The organism is Embleya sp. AB8 (assembly GCF_049739465.1).
GTDB lineage: Bacteria > Actinomycetota > Actinomycetes > Streptomycetales > Streptomycetaceae > Embleya.
In genome coordinates this window covers 284960-303339 of record NZ_JBMHHY010000002.1, presented here as the reverse complement: position 1 = coordinate 303339, position 18380 = coordinate 284960, and the positions used below count along the sequence as shown (strand labels likewise).

The following is an 18380-nucleotide window of genomic DNA, read 5'->3' as shown; positions in this document are numbered from 1 at the left end:
CCGACCCCGGTCGGCGCGCTCGCCTCTCCCGCCGGCCGACTTCCGGTCTGTGCTCACGCGTCACCCTTCCTGCCCGCCGGGCGCGACCTCCCCTTCGACGGTGGAGGTCGGCTCGTGCGTGCCATCGGCCGCACCGGCTTCGGCCCCGTCGACCTCAGGGTCGATCTCGGCCTCGGGCTCAGGTTCGGCGTTACGTGCGATGCCGACAACGGCGTCGCCCTTACCCAGGTTGATCAGCTGCACGCCCATCGTGTCACGTCCGGTGTGCCGGACACCCGCGGCGCGGGTACGGATCACTCCGCCGCCGAGGGTGATGGCGAGGATTTCATCCGTGTCGTCCACGACGAGCGCACCGACGAGCGAACCCCGGTCCTCGACGATCTTGGCGGCCTTGATACCGAGGCCCCCACGTCCCTGGACGCGATACTCGTCCACACTGGTTCGCTTCGCGAAGCCCCCATCGGTGGCGGTGAACACGAACGTGCCCTCGCGCACCACGTTCATCGACAACAGTTCGTCGCCTTCGCGGAAGCTCATCCCCTTCACCCCGGATGTCGCCCGACCCATCGGCCGCAACGTCTCGTCCGTGGCGGTGAACCGGATCGACTGCGCCTTCTTGCTGACCAGGAGCAGATCGTCGGCGGCGGAGACCAGTTCGGCGCCGATCACCTCGTCGTCGTCACCGGCCTCGTCCGAACGCAGGTTGATCGCGATCACGCCGGCCGCGCGGTTGGTGTCGTATTCCTTGAGCGCGGTCTTCTTCACCAGCCCGGCCTTGGTGGCGAGCACCAGGTAGGGCGCCACCTCGTAGTCGCGCAGGTCCAGCACCTGGGCGATCTTCTCGTCCGGCTGGAACGCGAGCAGGTTGGCCACGTGTTGTCCACGCGCGTCACGACCGGTGTCCGGCAGCTCGTAGGCCTTGGCCCGATACACCCGGCCCTTGTTCGTGAAGAACAGGATCCAGTGGTGTGTGGTGGTCACGAAGAAGTGGTCGACGATGTCGTCCTGCTTCAGATGTGCGCCGCGCACCCCCTTGCCGCCGCGCTTTTGCGAACGGTAGAGGTCGGTCCGGGTGCGCTTGACGTAGCCGCCCCGGGTGATGGTGATGACGATGTCCTCTTCGGCGATCAGGTCCTCGATGGACATGTCGCCGTCGAAGGGCACCAGCGCGCTGCGCCGATCGTCGCCGAACTTGTCGACGATCGCGGCCAGTTCCTCGCTGATGATCTGCCGCTGCCGGTCCGGCGAGGCCAGGATCGCCTGGTAGTCGGTGATCTTCGCCATCAGCTCGTCGTGCTCGGCGGTGATCTTCCGGTGCTCCAGGGCGGCCAGCCGGCGCAGCTGCATCTCCAGGATCGCGTTGGCCTGGATCTCGTCGATCTCCAGGAGCCCGATCAGGCCCGTGCGCGCCTCGTCGACCGTGTTCGAGGCCCGGATCAGCGCGATGACCTCCTCGATCGCGTCCAGGGCCTTGAGCAGACCGCGCAGGATGTGCGCCCGTTCCTCGGCCTTGCGCAGTCGGAATCGGGTCCGCCGGACGATCACCTCGATCTGGTGCTCGACCCAGTTGCGGATGAACAGGTCGATCGAGAGCGTGCGCGGCACACCGTCCACCAGGGCGAGCATGTTCGCGCCGAAGGTGTCCTGCAGCTGGGTGTGCTTGTAGAGGTTGTTCAGTACGACCTTGGCCACCGCGTCGCGCTTGAGCACGATCACCAGGCGCTGCCCGGTGCGCGAGGAGGTCTCGTCGCGCACGTCGGCGATGCCGCCGATCTTGCCGTCCTTGACCAGGTCGGCGATCTTCTGCGCGAGGTTGTCCGGGTTGACCTGGTAGGGCAGTTCGGTGACCACCAGGCACTGCCGGTTCTGGATCTCCTCGACCTCGACCACCGCGCGCATCGTGATCGAACCGCGCCCGGTGCGGTAGGCGTCCTCGATGCCGCGCCGGCCGACCACAAGGGCGCCGCTGGGGAAGTCCGGGCCCTTGATCCGCTCGATCAGCGCGTCCTGGAGCTCCTCGGCGGAGACGTCCGGGTTCTGCAGGAACCACTGCGCGCCGGAGGCGACCTCGCGCAGGTTGTGCGGCGGGATGTTGGTCGCCATGCCGACCGCGATCCCGGCGGAGCCGTTGACCAGCAGGTTCGGGAAGCGCGCCGGCAGGACCGTCGGCTCCTGGTTGCGGCCGTCGTAGTTGTCCTGGAGATCGACGGTGTCCTCGTCGATGTCCCGGAGCATCTCCATGGACAGCCACTTGAGCTTGCACTCGGTGTACCGCATGGCCGCGGCCGGGTCGTTGCCCGGCGAGCCGAAGTTGCCGTTGCTGTCCACCAGCGGCATCCGCATCGACCACGGCTGGGCCAGTCGCACCAGCGCGTCGTAGATGGAGGTGTCGCCGTGCGGGTGGTAGGTGCCCATCACGTCACCGACCACGCGGGCGCACTTGTAGAAGCCCTTCTCGGGCCGGTAGCCGCCGTCGTACATCGCGTAGAGCACACGTCGGTGCACCGGCTTGAGGCCGTCGCGCACGTCGGGCAGCGCGCGCGAGACGATCACGCTCATCGCGTAGTCGAGGTAGCTGCGCTGCATCTCGGTCTCGAGCCCGACGGGCTCGATCCGCAGACCGCCGGTGCTGTTCACCGCGTCCGCCTGGTCGCCTTCGGGCGCCGGGGTGTTCTCTTCGGCCATCGCTGGTCAAAGTCCTTTCGAGCTGTGGCGTGGGGCCGACTCGGATGTGGATATCCGCGTGTTGCGGATGCCCCGGCCGGTCAGATGTCCAGGAACCGGACGTCCTTGGCGTTGCGCTGGATGAAGGAGCGGCGGGCCTCGACGTCCTCACCCATGAGCACCGAGAACAGTTCGTCGGCCTGGGCCGCGTCGTCGAGGGTGACCTGGCCCAGGACCCGGTGGTCGATGTCCATCGTGGTCACCCGAAGCTCCTCGGCGTTCATCTCGCCGAGGCCCTTGAAGCGCTGGATCGAGTCGTCCTTGGCCCGCTTGCCCGCCTGCCGGCCGAGTTCGAGCAGCGCGTCGCGCTCGCGGTCCGAGTACGCGTACTCGAAGTCGTCCCGACTCCACTTGATCTTGTACAGCGGCGGCCGGGACAGGTAGACGTGTCCGGCCTCGACCAGGGGCCGCATGAAGCGGAACAGGAAGGTCAGCAGCAGGGTGTTGATGTGCTGGCCGTCGACGTCGGCGTCCGCCATCAGGATGATCTTGTGATAGCGCAACTTCTCGATGTCGAAGTCCTCGTGCACACCGGTGCCGAAGGCCGAGATCAGCGCCTGGACCTCGGTGTTCTGCAGGATCTTGTCGATCCTGGCCTTCTCGACGTTGAGGATCTTGCCGCGAATGGGCAGGATCGCCTGGTACATCGGATCCCGGCCGGACTTGGCCGAGCCGCCGGCCGAGTCGCCCTCGACGATGAAGATCTCGCACTTGGACGGGTCGTTGCTCTGGCAGTCGCTGAGCTTGCCCGGCAGCGACGCGGTCTCGAGCAGGCCCTTGCGCCGGGTCAGGTCGCGCGCCTTGCGGGCCGCCATCCGCGCGGTGGCCGCCTGGATCGACTTGCGGATGATGTCCGCGGCCTCGCTGGGGTTGCGGTCCAGCCAGTCGGTGAGGTGCTCGTGCACGACCCGCTGGACGAACGTCTTGGCCTCGGTGTTGCCCAGTTTGTCCTTGGTCTGGCCCTCGAACTGGGGGTCGCCGAGCTTGACCGAGATGATCGCGGTCAGCCCCTCGCGGATGTCCTCGCCGGCGAGGTTCTCGTCCTTCTCCTTGAGCAGCTTCTTCTCGCGCGCGTAGCGGTTGATCAACGCGGTCAGCGCGGACCGGAAGCCCTCCTCGTGGGTGCCGCCGCCGTGCGTGTGGATCGTGTTGGCGAAGCTGTGCACACCCTCGGTGTACTGCGAGTTCCACTGCATCGCGACTTCCACCGAGATGGTCCGCGCCTTGTCCTCGGCCTCGATGTCGATCACCGACGGGTGCACCAGCTCGCCCTTGCGCGAGTTGAGGTAGCGCACGAAGTCGGCGATGCCGCCCTCGTAGTGGTACGTGACGGAGAGCTGCTCGCCCTTCTCGTTCACGTGGTCCGGGCGCTCGTCGGTGAGCGAGATGGTCAGGCCCTTGTTCAGGAAGGCCATCTCCTGGAACCGGCGGGACAACGTCTCGAACGAGTAGACCGTGGTCTCGAAGATGTCCGGGTCGGCCCAGAAGGTGACCTGGGTGCCCGTCTCGGTGGTCGCCTCGTGCCGCTCCAGCGGCGCGGTGGGGGTGCCCAGCTTGTAGTCCTGTGTCCAGCGGTAGCCGTCCCGGCGGATGTCCACCGCCAGGCGCGAGGACAGCGCGTTGACCACGGAGACGCCGACGCCGTGCAGGCCGCCGGAGACCGAGTAGCCGCCGCCGCCGAACTTGCCGCCCGCGTGCAGGATGGTCAGCACGACCTCGACCGCGGGCTTCTTCTCCACCGGGTGCATGTCGACCGGGATGCCTCGCCCGTTGTCGACCACGCGCACCCCGCCGTCGGCGAGGATGGTCGCCTCGATGTGCGTCGCGTGCCCCGCGAGCGCCTCGTCGACCGAGTTGTCCACCACCTCGTAGACCAGGTGGTGCAGGCCGCGCTCACCGGTGGACCCGATGTACATGCCCGGGCGCTTCCGGACCGCGTCGAGGCCCTCCAGGACCTGGATGTCGCTCGCGCCGTAGGACTGCGCGTTGGTCGCGGCAGAGGTTTCCGGCGAGCCGGCCACGTCATTCTCCTTGGGGTTGCCGGAATCGGCCACGAAGCGCCCTTTCTGGCACAGCACGGCTCCCTGCCCGGGAGCAGGATCGGCAGGGAGCGTCGGTCGGCGGCAAGCCGGACCCGACACGCCCCCGGGCACGGAGCCGCGGAAGTCGAAACAGGATCCGCATGAGCGGTATTGCTGGTTCAGTCTACCGGTCGGGGCGACACAAAGATGGGTTCCCAAGGGGCCTGTGTCCGCGTGTGGCGCCCTGATGTGCCCTGTCGCATGTCCCCCCACTTGCCCCGGGGTCCCGAATCGCTCTCATGCCTGTCCACGCGGTGCGGCCGACTCGGGTGGTGACAGCGTGTCAGACCGGTATGACACCGGACACATCGACCCCGGACGTGGCCCGGAATCGGCGCGGGCCGGCGGGCCCGCGCCGACCCCGGGTGCGCGCGCCCATGGCCGGAAACCGCCTACGGCTGCGCGCGCCACTGTCCCCGGCGGCGCTCCTGCGCCGGCCCGAGGACCCGAATGAAGGTGACGGTGCCGTCGCCCAGCTCCTGGTTGAGTCGGGCGAGCAGTTTCGGCGCGAGCCAGCGCACGTGGGTGGCGTAGTTGTCGGATTCGGCCCGTACCACCAGTTCGCCGTCCTCGAAGCGCTCCGGACGACAGTTGGCCGCCATCGCCGGGCCGACGATTTCCGGCCAGCGCTGCAGCACACCGTGCACCGCCGCCGGGGTCTGCCAGCCGCGCTCGGTGACCAGGCGTCCGATGATCTGGCGCAGTGGTTGCGGGTCGCGGTCGTCGGGCCCCGAACCGCTGCGTTTCAAGCCACGTCGGGCCTGGGCCTGGTCCTGGCGATGGTCGTGCCGGGTGCGTGCCTGGGCCCGGGCCTGGGTCAGCGCGGCGCGGGCCAGATCGATCCCGCGCGGCGGCTCGGCCGGTGCGCCCGGCCCGCTCGGCGCGGTGTGCCCCTCGTCACTCACTCCCGACCACCCTCCGCACCTCTCCCGCGGCCACGTCGAAGCGCGCGCCCGCCAACGCGGCCGGCACGTCCTCGGCCACCGCGGCCGTGACCAGTACCTGCTCGCCGTGCGCAACCAGCTCGGCGAGCCGCTCGCGGCGGGTGACGTCCAACTCGGCGAACACGTCGTCGAGCACCAGGACCGGCTCGCCGCCGTCCGCGCGCAGCAGGTCGTAGGAGCCCAGCCGCAGGGCCAGCGCGTACGACCAGGACTCGCCGTGGCTGGCGTAGCCCTTCGCGGGCAGCGGACCGAGCCGCAACACCAGATCGTCGCGGTGCGGGCCGATCAGCGTCTGCCCACGCTCGACCTCGGCCGCCCGCCCCGCCGCGATCGCCGCGGTCAGCACGGCGTGGATGCCGGCCCGATCGGTGGGCAGCGGATCCTCCGACATCGAACTGCGGTAGTCGAGCAGGATCGGTCCACCGCCTGTGGACAACGCGTCGTAGGCCTTGTCCACCAACGGCTGCAGCGCGGCGACCAGGTCGAGCCGGGCCGCGGTCAACTCGGCGCCGGTCGCGGCCAGATGCTGGTCCCACACGTCCAGCGTGCTCAGCGCGCCAGCGCGCCCGCCACCCGCCCGCCGGGCCAGCGCCGCGGTGCGCAGCAGCGAATTGCGCTGCTTGAGCACCCGGTCGTAGTCCTGCCGCACACCGAGCAGGCGCGGCGTACGCGCGGTCAGCAACTCGTCGAGGAACCTGCGCCGTTCGCCCGGATCACCCTTGACCAGGGCCAGGTCCTCCGGGGCGAACAGCACGGTGCGCAGCAGCCCGAGCAGATCGCGCGGCCGGGTCGCGGCCGAGCGGTTGATCCGGGCCCGATTGGCCTTGCCCGGATTGATCTCCAACTCGGCCAGCGCGCTGCGCCCGTCCTCGCGGACGATGCTCGCCCGGACGTACGCGCGCTCCGCGCCGAGCCGGACCAGCGGCGCATCGGAGGCGACCCGGTGACTCCCGAGCGTGGCCAGGTAGCCGATCGCCTCGACCAGGTTGGTCTTGCCCTGGCCGTTGGGACCCACGAACGCGGTCACGCCCGGTTCGAGGGGAACCTCGACCCGGGCGTACGACCGGTAGTCGACGAGTGACAGGTGCGCTACATGCATGGGCGAGCAGGCTGCCGGTCAGCCCGCGTCGGCCTCCTTCGACGGCGTGGCGGCGTCGGCGTGCGGCGCCGCGGTGGTGACCGCGTGTCCGCCGAACTGGTTGCGCAGCGCGGCGATCATCTTCATCTGCGGGGAGTCGTCCTGGCGGGACGCGAACCGGGCGAACAGCGACGCGGTGATCGCGGGCAGCGGGACGGCGTGGTCGATGGCCGCCTCGACGGTCCAGCGACCCTCGCCCGAGTCGTCCGCGTAGCCGCGCAGGCCGTCCAGGTGCTCGTCGTCGTCCATCGCGCGCACGGCCAGGTCGAGCAGCCAGGAGCGGATGACGGTGCCCTCCTGCCAGCTACGGAAGACCTCGCGCACGTCGGTGACCACGTCGGCCGCCTCGAGCAGTTCCCAGCCCTCGGCATAGGCCTGCATCAACGCGTATTCGATGCCGTTGTGCACCATCTTCGCGAAGTGCCCGGCGCCGACCTTGCCCGCGTGCACGAAGCCGGCCGGGCCCTCGGGCTTGAGCGCGTCGAAGATCGGCTGGACCGTGGCGATGTTCTTCGCGTCGCCGCCGCACATCAGCGCGTAGCCGTTGTCCCGGCCCCAGACGCCGCCGGAGACGCCGCAGTCGACGAAGCCGATGCCCTTGTCGGCGAGCGCCTCGGCGTGCTTGATGTCGTCCGTCCAGCGCGAGTTGCCGCCGTCGACGACCACGTCACCGGGGGACAGCAGTTCGGCCAGCTCGTCGACGGTGGCCTGGGTCGGGGCGCCCGCCGGCACCATCACCCACACCACGCGCGGCGCGGCGAGCGTGTCCACGAGTTCCTTGAGGCTGTGTACATCCGCGACGTCGGGGTTGCGGTCGTAGCCCACCACCGTGTGGCCCGCGCGCCGCAGACGCTCGCGCATGTTGCCACCCATCTTGCCGAGGCCGACGAGTCCGAGCTGCATCCTGAAATCCTTCGTTCGCTGCTGCGATGCCGGGTGGGGCACCACCGAGGCCGCTTCTCCACCCCCGCTGCCCTTGTAGGGGCGGGGGCTTTTCACCGCGTCGACGGTACGCGGGTAGCGGTTGCCCGTGCCGCTGCGGGGTCATGCACGCCGGCCGCGCCCGAACCCGGGCGCGGCATCGGCCCGGTTCGGCCGCGGTCGACTCGACATCGGACCGGTTTCAGCCGCAGCTCGGTTTTCAGCCGCAGCCTGGTTTTCAGCCGGACAAGCGCACCGGCATGATCAGGTAGCGGTACTCGTCGGTGGCCTCGGCCTCCACGTCCGGCTTGCCGGTCATCACGGCGGGCTTCGTGGACGTGGTGAAGGAGATCTGGGCGACCGGGGAACCGATCGCGCTGAGCCCTTCGAGCAGGAAGGTCGGGTTGAAGGCGATCGAGATCTCCTCGCCCTCCAGGGTCGCGTCGATCGCCTCGGAGGCCTGCGCCTCGTCGCCGGAACCGGCTTCGAGCACGAGCCGGCCGTCGGAGAAGGACAGCCGCACCGGGGTGTTGCGCTCGGCGACCAGCGACACGCGCTTGACCGCGTCCACGAACGGCGCGGTCTCCACCGTCGCGACGGTTTCCGACTGCTCCGGGAACAGCGCCCGGTACTTGGGGAATTCGCCTTCGAGCAGGCGGGTGGTGGTGCGCCGACCCGAGCCCTCGAAGCCGATCATGCCCTCGCCGATCTTGTCCCCGGACAGTGCGATCTGCACGCTGTCGCCCTGGGTCAGCGACTTGGCGGTGTCGTTGAGCGTCTTGGCGGGCACCAGGGCCACCGCCGAGGACAGGCCGTCGGCCTCGGGCTTCCAGTGGAACTGGCGGACCGCGAGCCGGTATCGGTCGGTCGCGGCCAGGGTCACCAGGTCGCCCTCGATCTCGACCCGGACACCGGTCAGCATCGGCAGCGTGTCGTCACGGCCCGCGGCGATGGCCACCTGGGCCACCGCGGCGGCGAACACGTCGCCCTCGACCACGCCGGCGGCGGTGGGCATCTCCGGCAGCGCCGGGTAGTCCTCCACGGGCAGCGTGGGCAGGGTGAAGCGGGCGCTGCCGCACACCACGGTCACCTTGGCGCCGTCGGTGGACACCTCCACCGGGCGGTTGGGCAGGCTCTTGGAGATGTCGGCGAGCAGTCGCCCGGACACCAGCACCCGGCCCGGCTCGTCGATCTCGGCCTCGACGCCGCCGCGGGCGGAGACCTCGTAGTCGAAGCTGGACAGCGTCAGCCGCTGGTCCGCGGCCTCCAGGAGCAATCCGGCGAGGACGGGAACCGCCGGCCGCGCCGGGAGACTCCGCGCGGTCCACGCCACCGCATCAGCGAGAACGTCACGCTCGACCCGGAACTTCACCGGTTCACCGCCTCCTGCCGTTGCCGGCCGTCTGTCTGTGGTGTGTCTGCCGTTCGGTTGTCCGGCATCGGTGTCGGGCCGTCGGGGCCTACCACCGGGACACAGTCTGACGCACCGCGCCGACAGCCCGCGCAGCCCCCGGCAAACCCGCAGTCCACAGATTCGGGCCGACCCGACCGTTTTCCGGGGATCTCTCTTGAACTACGCGTGGTCGTAGTAGTAGGGGGTGTGGATACCGTGGATAACCGGTATATGCGCAGGTCAGGGCCGGTTTTTTGTCCACTGCGAGCTGTGGGTGAACCCGTGGATAAACCCCCTGTGTCTGTGGATGCCCGAATTGGGTCCACAGGCCGTCCCCAGCCGTACCCGTACTTGTCCCCAAACAATCCCCAGGTTGAGGCCCACTTGTCCCCACCCTCTGCGGACGCCGCTCGGCTCCGGATTCACCGTAAGGGGTGAAACCGGCCCGACTGTGGACAGATCCGTGGACAACCTGGGGACAAGGTCGGAATTTCGGTGGACGGGACGTGGACAACCGGACAACACGATGGCGGACGGCTCGCTGCGGAAAAGTTATCCACAGTCTGTGGAGGAATCCGATCCACATCACCACAGGAACCTGACCTGCCGGCTCGCCGGCTTTTTCCCCAGGTTCCCGCAGTCATTGTGGGGAACTCGGCGGTAAACGCGTCATCCCCACGGTGTGGACGGCCGACTCGGCGCCGATCGGTGGATAACTCGGCGCAAATGGAGCCGATGTGACGAAGCTCACACGACACATGGGAAGGCCGGCGCCCCCGAATGGGAACGCCGGCCGCGTCGAGCGGGCTCGAGAGCGCCGAATCAGCTCTTGATCCGGTTCGTCAACTCGGTCACCTGGTTGTAGATCGACCGCCGCTCGGCCATCAGCGAGCGGATCTTGCGGTCCGCGTGCATCACCGTGGTGTGGTCGCGCCCGCCGAACTGGGCGCCGATCTTGGGCAGCGACAGGTCGGTCAGCTCGCGGCACAGATACATCGCGATCTGGCGCGCGGTGACCAGCACCCGGCTGCGCGAGGTACCGCACAGGTCCTCGACGGACAGCCCGAAGTAGGCGGCGGTGTGCGCCATGATCGTGGTCGCGGTGATCTCCGGTCCCGCGCTGTCCGGGATCAGGTCCTTCAGCACGATCTCGGTCAGCTGGAGGTCCACCGGCTGCCGGTTCAGGCTCGCGAACGCGGTCACCCGGATCAGCGCGCCCTCCAGTTCGCGGATGTTGCGGGAGATCTTGCTGGCGATGTACTCCAGCACGTCCGGCGGCGCGTTGAGCCCCTCCTGGATCGCCTTCTTGCGCAGGATCGCGATCCGGGTCTCCAACTCGGGCGGCTGGACGTCGGTGAGCAGCCCCCACTCGAACCGGTTGCGCAGCCGGTCCTCCAGCGTGACCAGCTGCTTGGGCGGCCGGTCGGAGGAGATGACGATCTGCTTGTTCGCGTTGTGCAGCGTATTGAAGGTGTGGAAGAACTCCTCCTGCGTCTGCTCCTTGGTCTCCAGGAACTGGATGTCGTCCACCAGCAGAACATCGACATCTCGATAACGTCGGCGAAAGCCGTCGGCCTTGCCGTCGCGGATCGAGTTGATGAATTCGTTGGTGAACTCCTCCGAACTCACGTAGCGCACCCGGGTGCCCGGATACAGGCTCTTCGCGTAGTGCCCGATCGCGTGCAGCAGGTGGGTCTTGCCCAGACCCGACTCGCCGTAGATGAACAGCGGGTTGTACGCCTTCGCCGGTGCCTCGGCGACCGCCACCGCGGCGGCGTGCGCGAAGCGGTTGCTGGAGCCGATGACGAAGGTCTCGAACAGGTATTTGGGGTTCAGCCGGGCGGCCGGCTCGTGTTCGACCACCCCGTGCTCGCGCCCGGTGCCCGGTCGGGCGAGCCGCAGCGGCCGATTGCCGGGCACGTCGGCCGGCGGTGCGGGCGGCGGCTGGTGGGTCGGCGAGGGCTGCTGGGGCGGCTGCGCGGCACCCGGCGACGGTTCTCTGTCGCCGGATTGATGTGTCGAATTATCCACAAAGCTGTGGACGGAAGGTGTGGAAAAGCCGGGCGGCCCGAACAGGTCTTCACGATCGGCGAAGAGGGTGCCATCGGACGTCGGAATTCCCGGATGATCCGATGAACCATTCGGATTGCCGCCATATCCGTATTGCTCGCGTTGGTCGCGTTGCTCCCGCGAATCACGCGGGTCCCGAGGGTCTCGCGGATCCCGACCGTCCCGGGGCTCGCGTGCCTCCCGGGGATCCCGCAGCTCGCGCTGCTCACGCGCCTCCCGGGAGTCGCGCGGGTCGCGCTGGTCCCGATACGGTCCCGGCGCATAGCGGTCGTGCGGATAGTCCTGCTGGTACTGCGGCTCGGCGTAGGGATCGCGGTCCTGGCGGTAGGGCTGCTGGCCGTACGGCTCCTGCGGGTAGCCGTCGCGGCCGTAGCGGTCGCCGCCGTAGGACGGGCGCCCGTACGGGCCGGGGTTGTAGTCGTCGTGCCGCGGCGAACGATCGTGCCGCTCGGGGACCTGCTCCGGCTCGCCCGCGCCCGGCTCGACGCTGACCGCGAAGCGGATCGGCCGGCCGAAGCCGTGGCTGAGCGCGTCGGTCACCACCTGGCGCAGCCGGGTCTCCAGGACTTCCTTGGCGAACTCGTTCGGCACCGCGAGCAGCGCGGTGTCGGAGAACAGGGTCAGTGGCTGCGTGCGCTGGAGCCATCCTTTGTCCTTGGCCGTGACCGAGTCGTCGGTGGCCAGTCGTTCCAGGAACCGTGCCCAGACCGCGGCGAGGTCGCTGGTGATGTCAGCCACAGTGCACGCTCTTTCATTGCATCGACGCGGGTCTCGGGAGGGCTCCCAGTGTCCCGGACCCCGCGAGCGAGCGCTGCGGTCCGACTCCACCTGTTCACGGTAGTGGCGCCCGGAAGCCCGCTCAAGCCGTTGTCCACAGCCTGTGTACAGACCGCTCGGCAGGACGTTTTCGCAGGTGGGCGACGTGCCCCGGATCCCCCATTTGACCCCGTCGCCTGTTGGTACGTACCGTGGGCCGGTCTAGTTGTCTGACGACCGCTGCCGCATGTCCGAGATCATGTCGATGCGGACGTACGGTGGTGGCCGGCGGTCTTTTCTGCCGGCCCACGATTCAAATCCTGGAGCCCCCGAGTGAGCAAGCGCACCTTCCAGCCGAACAACCGTCGCCGGGCGAAGACCCACGGGTTCCGGCTGCGCATGCGCACCCGTGCCGGTCGCGCCATCCTTGCTGCCCGTCGCCGCAAGGGCCGCGCGGAGCTTTCCGCCTGAGTTCGCGGATCTCTCCGTGCTGCCTGCCGACAATCGGCTGAGGCGGCGCGAGGACTTCGCGATCGCGGTTCGCCGCGGGCGTCGAGCCAGCCGTCCGAACCTGGTCGTCCACCTGCATCGCCAGGAGACGAGCGGGATCGACACGTCCGCCCGCACCCCGGCGACCGCACGGCCGTCCGAGCCGGACACCCTGCGCCAATGTGTGGCAGAGGACCCGCACGCGGATGTGGAGCTGGCTCCACCACCGCGTGCGGGTTTCGTCGTGAGCAAGGCCGTCGGCCCCGCGGTTGTCCGTAACGTCGTCAAGCGTCGACTACGCCACCTGATACGCGATCGGATGGCCCTGCTTCCGGCAGGTAGCCTGGTCGTGGTACGGGCATTGCCACCCGCGGCCCGGGCGGACCATTCCGCTCTGGCACGGGATCTGGACGCAGCGTTCGACCGGCTCCTGGGCCGGACCGGACGCCCTGTCGCGGTTCGAGCGGATGGGCCCGCGGCCAAGCCGGGAGCGACGGCGTGAAGTACCTGTTCATGGGGATCATCCGGGTCTATCAGTGGACGATCAGCCCGATGCTGGGGCCGGTGTGTCGCTTCTACCCGTCGTGCTCGCATTATGGGTATGAGGCGATGTCCGTGCACGGTGCGTTCAAAGGCACCTACCTCACCGTGTGGCGCATCCTGCGCTGCAACCCCTGGAACTCTGGCGGTGTCGATCCTGTGCCGCCGCGCACACGCCGACCGTGGCGACTTCCGGAGCGGAAGTCGCGCTCGGAGTCGGAGCCGCACGAGCGGCAGCAGACGTCCAGCACCGGCCGTACCGAGCCCGCGCCCGGTGCGAACACCACCGCCCGAGGAGCTTGACCGTGGGGATTCTTAACCCCCTATATACCGCCGTCTCGTGGATCATCGTCCAATTCCACTCGTTGTTCAGCCCGATCTTCGGCAAGAACAGCGGTTGGTCGTGGGGGCTGTCCATCGTCTGCCTCGTGGTCGTCATCCGGATCTGCCTGATCCCGCTCTTCGTGAAGCAGATCAAGGCGACCCGCGGACTCCAGGCCCTGCAGCCGCGGATCAAGGAGGTCCAGAAGCGGTACAAGGACGACCGCGAGCGGCAGTCCCAGGAAATGATGAAGCTCTACAAGGAGACGGGTACCAACCCGCTCTCGAGCTGCCTTCCGATCCTGGTCCAGTCGCCGTTCTTCTTCGCGCTCTTCCACGTGCTGCAGCGGGTCTCGCAGAACAAGACGGTCGGCGTGATCGACCGCGACCTGGTGAACAGCGCCCAGCAGGCGCACATCTTCGGCGCGCCGATCGCCGCGAAGTTCACCGACTCGGCGGACAAGATCGCGAGCCTCGGGGCCGATCTGACCACCGTGCGGATCGTCACCATCGTGATGATCGTGCTGATGTCCGGGTCGCAGTTCTTCACCCAGCGCCAGCTGATGACGAAGAACACCGACCCTGCTTCGCTCGTGGGCAACCCGTTCGCGAAGCAGCAGAAGCTGATGATGTACGCGTTCCCGATCATGTTCGCGGTCTTCGGCATCAACTTCCCGGTCGGCGTGCTGATCTACTGGCTCACCACCAACGTGTGGACGATGGGCCAGCAGCTGTTCGTGATCAACCGCAACCCCACCCCCGGCAGCCCGGCGTTCAAGGTGCGGCAGGACAAGCTCGCGGAGAAGGCGCGCAAGCAGGGCAAGGTGCTGCTCCCCGACGGCAAGCTGATGGACCAGGCCGAGTACGACGCGCAGCAGGCCGAGCTGAAGGCCCAGGCCGCCCGCCGCCAGCAGCCCACCAGGCTGACCAAGTCGCAGCGCAAGGCCCGCGCCCGAGACGACGCGGACGCCGCCGCCGGTCGGGATGCCGAGGAGACCTCCGAGGCGGGCACCGCGGCGAGCAACGGCACCACCGGCACCGCGCGATCGAACGGCTCGGTCAAGGGCTCGACCGCGCGCACGCCGCACTCCGGCGCGCGTAACGCAGGGCCGCGCAAGCAGACCCAGAGCCGGAAGCACCCGAGGAAGAAGTGACCGCCCTCGACGGGCCGGCCGCCGCCCACGCCAACGACTCGCTCACTCGCCCACAAAGGAGTTCCCCTGTGACGGAAGGCACGACCCCCGCCGTCGACTCACCCGCCGCGTCGCGTCGGATCACGCTCACCGCGGAGGAGATCAGCCGGCTGGAGCAGGAGGGCGAGATCGCCGCGGACTACCTGGAGGCCCTGCTCGACATCGCCGATCTCGACGGCGATATCGACATGGACGTCGAGGGTGGCCGGGCGTCGGTCTCGGTGATCGCAAGCGAGGAGAGCGAATCCTCGAGCGCCGATCTCAAGCGCCTCGTCGGCCGCGACGGCGAGGTCCTGGAAGCCCTCCAGGAGCTGACCCGGCTGGCCGTGCACCGGGAGACCGGCGAGCGCAGCCGGCTGATGCTCGACGTGGACGGGTTCCGTGCCGCCAAGCGGGCGAACCTGGCGGAGATCGCCACCGAGGCGGTGGAACAGGTCAAGGCCGGGGGTACCTCGCTCAAGCTGGCGCCGATGACCCCGTTCGAACGTAAGGTCGTGCACGACACCGTCGCGGAGGCCGGACTGCGCAGCGAGTCGGAGGGCGAGGAGCCCAATCGCTGCGTCGTCGTCCTGCCCGCCTGATCGGGTCCACGGATCCGTTTCCGCAAACCGTCGCGCCGGCCCCACCTGCACCACAGGTGGGGCCGGCGCCGTTCCTGGGATGATGTTCCACGTGAAACGTCAGGACGACACGACCCCCGACCCGCCGGTGGACGAGCGCGCGCCAGCGGCGCCGGAAGCGGCGGGCCGCCTCTTCGGTGCCAACCTGGACCGGGCGATCCGTTACGCCGATCTGCTGGCCGGCCCCGGCGTACGCCGCGGCATGGTCGGCCCGCGTGAGGTCGGCCGGCTCTGGGAGCGGCACCTGCTCAACTGCGGGGTGGTCGCCGAATTGATCGCGGAGAACGCGATCGTGCACGACGTCGGCTCGGGCGGTGGGCTGCCGGGCATCCCGCTCGCCCTGGTCCGACCGGACCTGCGGATCACCCTCGTCGAGCCGCTGCTGCGGCGCACCACGTTCCTGGACGAGGTGGTCGAGGAACTCGGCCTGGACAACGTCGAGGTGCTGCGCGGTCGCGCCGAGGAGCTGCGTGGGCGTACCTCCGCCGACGTGGTCACCGCGCGCGCGGTCGCGCCGTTGGCCAAGTTGGCCGGATGGGGGCTGCCGCTGCTCGGCTCGGGTGGCGAGATGCTCGCGCTCAAGGGCGACTCGGCCGCCGAGGAACTCCTGGAGTCCGAGGCCGATTTGCGCAAGCTCGGCGCGGTGTCGTGGACCGTCGCCCACGCCGGGGCGGGCATCGTGGATCCGCTGACCACGGTGGTCCGGGTCCGGATCGGCACGGTGGTGGCCAGGGAGTCGCGGGAGTCCAGGGCGGCGAAGGCGCGCCGAACCGCCAAGACGGCCCGGCGACGTCCCGCGAAGTAGCCCGGCCGGCGGAGTTGGGCCGGACGGCTGAAACGCCGTTCCCGCCCGCTCGGGGTGTGTCGTGAACGCTGTGCGATCGCCGTACCCGCGATCGTGTTTCACGTGAAACGTCTTCCGTGGAAACGCTTCTACTCGCCTGAGGCGCGCCGGAACGTGACACCCTCTGAGGGTGCCGCCGCAGTGCGTGGTCATTCCGTCGGCCCGAGTTCCCATGTCGCCGCGGCAGGAGAGGAGAGTGGACCGTTGCCGTCCGAGTATCCGACAGCCTCGATGCCGGCGCCCCGAGTGGGCGCCGCTGTCGACGTTTCACGTGAAACAGAGGCGCCCGGTATCGAAGACACGCCGATCGCCCGAGCGGCCAGACAGGCCGTCGAGACGATGGGGCGAGCCTCGGAGGGGCTGCCCCGACCGGAGCGCACCCGCGTCATGGTGGTCGCGAACCAGAAGGGCGGCGTCGGCAAGACCACGTCGACCGTGAACCTCGCGGCGGCGCTGGCCATGCACGGCGCCCGCGTGCTGGTGATAGACCTCGACCCGCAGGGCAACGCCTCCACCGCGCTCGGGGTCGACCACCACGCCGGCACACCGTCCATCTACGAGGTGCTCGTCGAGGGCCGCGACCTGGCCGAGGTCGTACAGCCGGTCCGCGACGTCGAGGGCCTGTTCTGCGCACCGGCCACCATCGACCTCGCCGGAGCCGAGATCGAACTCGTCTCGCTGGTCGCCCGGGAGAGCCGGCTCCAACGCGCCATCGCGGCCTACGAACAGCCGTTGGACTACATCCTGATCGACTGCCCCCCGTCGCTGGGCCTGCTTACGGTCAATGCACTCGTGGCGGGCGCCGAGGTGGTCATCCCGATCCAGTGCGAGTACTACGCGCTCGAGGGGCTCGGCCAGTTGTTGCGCAACGTGGAACTGGTCCGGGCGCACCTGAATCCGAATCTGGGCGTGTCCACGATCCTGCTGACCATGTACGACGCCCGGACCCGGCTGGCCTCCCAGGTGGCCCAGGAGGTGCGTGACCACTTCCCGGACGAGGTGCTGCCGACCGCCATTCCGCGTTCGGTGCGGATCTCCGAGGCGCCCAGCTACGGGCAGACCGTGATGACCTACGACCCGGGCTCCACCGGGGCGTTGTCGTATCTTGAAGCGGCTCGGGAGATGGCGCTGCGCGGCGTGGCGAAGGCGAAGGAGGAAGTATGAGCGGACAACGCAGGGGATTGGGCAAGGGGCTCGAATCGCTCATCCCGAACCGGTCGTTGAAGCCGTCCTCCTCCGCAGCGGAGACCCTGCGCAGGATGGCGGAAATAGCGACCGACGAGCCGGCCATGTCGCCGGCGTCGGTACCGGTCCAGGACTCGCCCCGGCGGGCGGCGCCGGCTGCCCCGGCCGCGCTCTACGCCGAACTGCTGCTCGACGTGATCACGCCCAACCCGCGCCAGCCGCGCGAGGTGTTCGAAGAGGGCGCGATGGCCGAACTGGTCCAGTCGATCCGGGAGGTGGGCGTTCTCCAGCCGGTGGTGGTCCGCTCGACCGGCGACGGCACCTACGAACTGGTGATGGGCGAGCGGCGCTGGCGGGCCTCCCGGGAGGCGGGGCTGACGCACATCCCGGCGATCGTCCGGGTCACCCACGACGACAAGCTGCTGCTCGACGCGCTCCTGGAGAACCTGCACCGCTCCGAACTCAACCCGCTCGAAGAGGCCATGGCCTACGAGCAGTTGCTGGAGGAGTTCGCGTGCAGCCACGAGAGTCTGGCCAAGCGGATCGGGCGCTCGCGGCCGTATGTGTCCAACACCCTGCGGCTGTTGAAGCTGCCGGTGGAGGTGCGGACCAGTCTGGCGGCCGGGACGCTGCTCGCGGGACACGCGATCGCGCTGCTCAAGATCGAGGAGTATCCCGACGAACTGGCCAAGCTGGCCAAGCGGATCATCCGCGAGGGGATGACGGTTCGTACCGTCGAGGAGATCGCCTCGCAGATCAAGGGCGAGGATCGGCGACCGACCAGGGCGCAGAAGCCGCGCGCCGGGGGGATCGTCGCGCCGGCACTGAAACAGCTCGCGGACCGGCTCAAGGATCGGTTCGAGACCGAGGTGAAGGTGGTTCTCGGTCCGAAGAAGGGCAAGATCGTCGTCGAGTTCGCCTCGGTCGAGGATCTCGAACGGATCCTCGCCTCGATGGCCCCCGGCGAGGGCGACCACTTCGCCAAGCGACTCAGCGAACCACACTCGGCGGCGGAGCCGGAACGGGAACACCCCGAGCAGGCACGGTCCGAGCCGCAGGACGAGGAACCCTCGGTGCTGGTTCCGTAGTCGGCGTGCGAGGGACAACGGGGGAAGGGGCCCGCGGTCGACGACCGCGGGCCCCTTCCCCCGTTGTCCCTGC

The 18380-nt window shown here is 69.0% G+C and carries 15 protein-coding genes; 8 read left to right on the top strand and 7 right to left on the bottom strand.

Annotation, left to right across the window (positions count from 1 at the left end):
- Nucleotides 1-60: 60 nt before the first annotated feature.
- The 7 genes from gyrA to dnaA form a co-directional block, all read right to left on the bottom strand.
- Nucleotides 61-2685 carry a DNA gyrase subunit A gene (gyrA, locus tag ABIA38_RS04335; RefSeq protein WP_424637039.1) on the bottom strand — a complete coding sequence of 875 codons (2625 nt, stop codon included), beginning with the start codon at nt 2683-2685 and terminating at the stop codon, nt 61-63.
- Between the two features lie 80 nt (nt 2686-2765).
- Nucleotides 2766-4802, bottom strand: coding sequence for a DNA topoisomerase (ATP-hydrolyzing) subunit B (gene gyrB / locus ABIA38_RS04330; RefSeq protein ID WP_424637038.1), 2037 nt, complete (start codon nt 4800-4802; stop codon nt 2766-2768).
- Nucleotides 4803-5197: 395 nt separating this feature from the next.
- Nucleotides 5198-5710, bottom strand: coding sequence for a DUF721 domain-containing protein (locus ABIA38_RS04325; RefSeq protein ID WP_424637037.1), 513 nt, complete (start codon nt 5708-5710; stop codon nt 5198-5200).
- A complete protein-coding gene (gene recF, locus ABIA38_RS04320) occupies nt 5703-6848 on the bottom strand; it encodes a DNA replication/repair protein RecF (protein WP_424637036.1) in 1146 nt (381 codons plus the stop codon). The genes ABIA38_RS04325 and recF overlap by 8 nt, the downstream gene beginning before the upstream one ends.
- Nucleotides 6849-6866: 18 nt before the next feature.
- Nucleotides 6867-7790 carry a phosphogluconate dehydrogenase (NAD(+)-dependent, decarboxylating) gene (gene gnd / locus ABIA38_RS04315; RefSeq protein ID WP_424637035.1) on the bottom strand — a complete coding sequence of 308 codons (924 nt, stop codon included), beginning with the start codon at nt 7788-7790 and terminating at the stop codon, nt 6867-6869.
- A gap of 256 nt (nt 7791-8046) precedes the next feature.
- On the bottom strand, nt 8047-9180 hold the full coding sequence (gene dnaN / locus ABIA38_RS04310) for a DNA polymerase III subunit beta (protein ID WP_424637034.1): 1134 nt from the start codon (nt 9178-9180) through the stop codon (nt 8047-8049).
- Between the two features lie 843 nt (nt 9181-10023).
- Entirely contained in the window at nt 10024-12009 is a 1986-nt protein-coding gene (gene dnaA / locus ABIA38_RS04305) for a chromosomal replication initiator protein DnaA (RefSeq protein ID WP_424637033.1), read from the bottom strand.
- Nucleotides 12010-12360: 351 nt separating this feature from the next.
- On the opposite strand from dnaA, the gene rpmH reads away from it, so the two are divergent.
- From rpmH to ABIA38_RS04265, 8 genes are all read left to right on the top strand, one after another.
- Nucleotides 12361-12498 (top strand): 50S ribosomal protein L34, encoded by a 138-nt coding sequence (rpmH, locus tag ABIA38_RS04300; protein WP_010849920.1) that lies wholly within the window; start codon nt 12361-12363, stop codon nt 12496-12498.
- Nucleotides 12499-12514: 16 nt separating this feature from the next.
- Complete coding sequence (gene rnpA, locus ABIA38_RS04295; protein WP_424637032.1) at nt 12515-13018, top strand: ribonuclease P protein component; 504 nt, start codon at nt 12515-12517, stop codon at nt 13016-13018.
- Nucleotides 13015-13359 carry a membrane protein insertion efficiency factor YidD gene (yidD, locus tag ABIA38_RS04290; protein ID WP_424637031.1) on the top strand — a complete coding sequence of 115 codons (345 nt, stop codon included), beginning with the start codon at nt 13015-13017 and terminating at the stop codon, nt 13357-13359. Before rnpA ends, yidD begins: the two co-directional genes overlap by 4 nt.
- 2 nt (nt 13360-13361) lie before the next feature.
- Nucleotides 13362-14531 carry a membrane protein insertase YidC gene (gene yidC / locus ABIA38_RS04285; protein WP_424637030.1) on the top strand — a complete coding sequence of 390 codons (1170 nt, stop codon included), beginning with the start codon at nt 13362-13364 and terminating at the stop codon, nt 14529-14531.
- A 68-nt stretch (nt 14532-14599) separates the two neighbouring features.
- Entirely contained in the window at nt 14600-15151 is a 552-nt protein-coding gene (locus tag ABIA38_RS04280) for a protein jag (RefSeq protein WP_424637029.1), read from the top strand.
- An 82-nt stretch (nt 15152-15233) separates the two neighbouring features.
- Nucleotides 15234-15995: a 16S rRNA (guanine(527)-N(7))-methyltransferase RsmG gene (gene rsmG / locus ABIA38_RS04275; protein WP_424637178.1), complete on the top strand. Its 762-nt coding sequence runs from the start codon at nt 15234-15236 to the stop codon at nt 15993-15995.
- Between the two features lie 270 nt (nt 15996-16265).
- Nucleotides 16266-17198, top strand: a complete 933-nt coding sequence (locus ABIA38_RS04270; RefSeq protein WP_246126980.1) for a ParA family protein — start codon at nt 16266-16268, stop codon at nt 17196-17198.
- Nucleotides 17195-18307, top strand: a complete 1113-nt coding sequence (locus ABIA38_RS04265) for a ParB/RepB/Spo0J family partition protein (RefSeq protein WP_424637028.1) — start codon at nt 17195-17197, stop codon at nt 18305-18307. The genes ABIA38_RS04270 and ABIA38_RS04265 overlap by 4 nt, the downstream gene beginning before the upstream one ends.
- Nucleotides 18308-18380 lie beyond the last annotated feature (73 nt).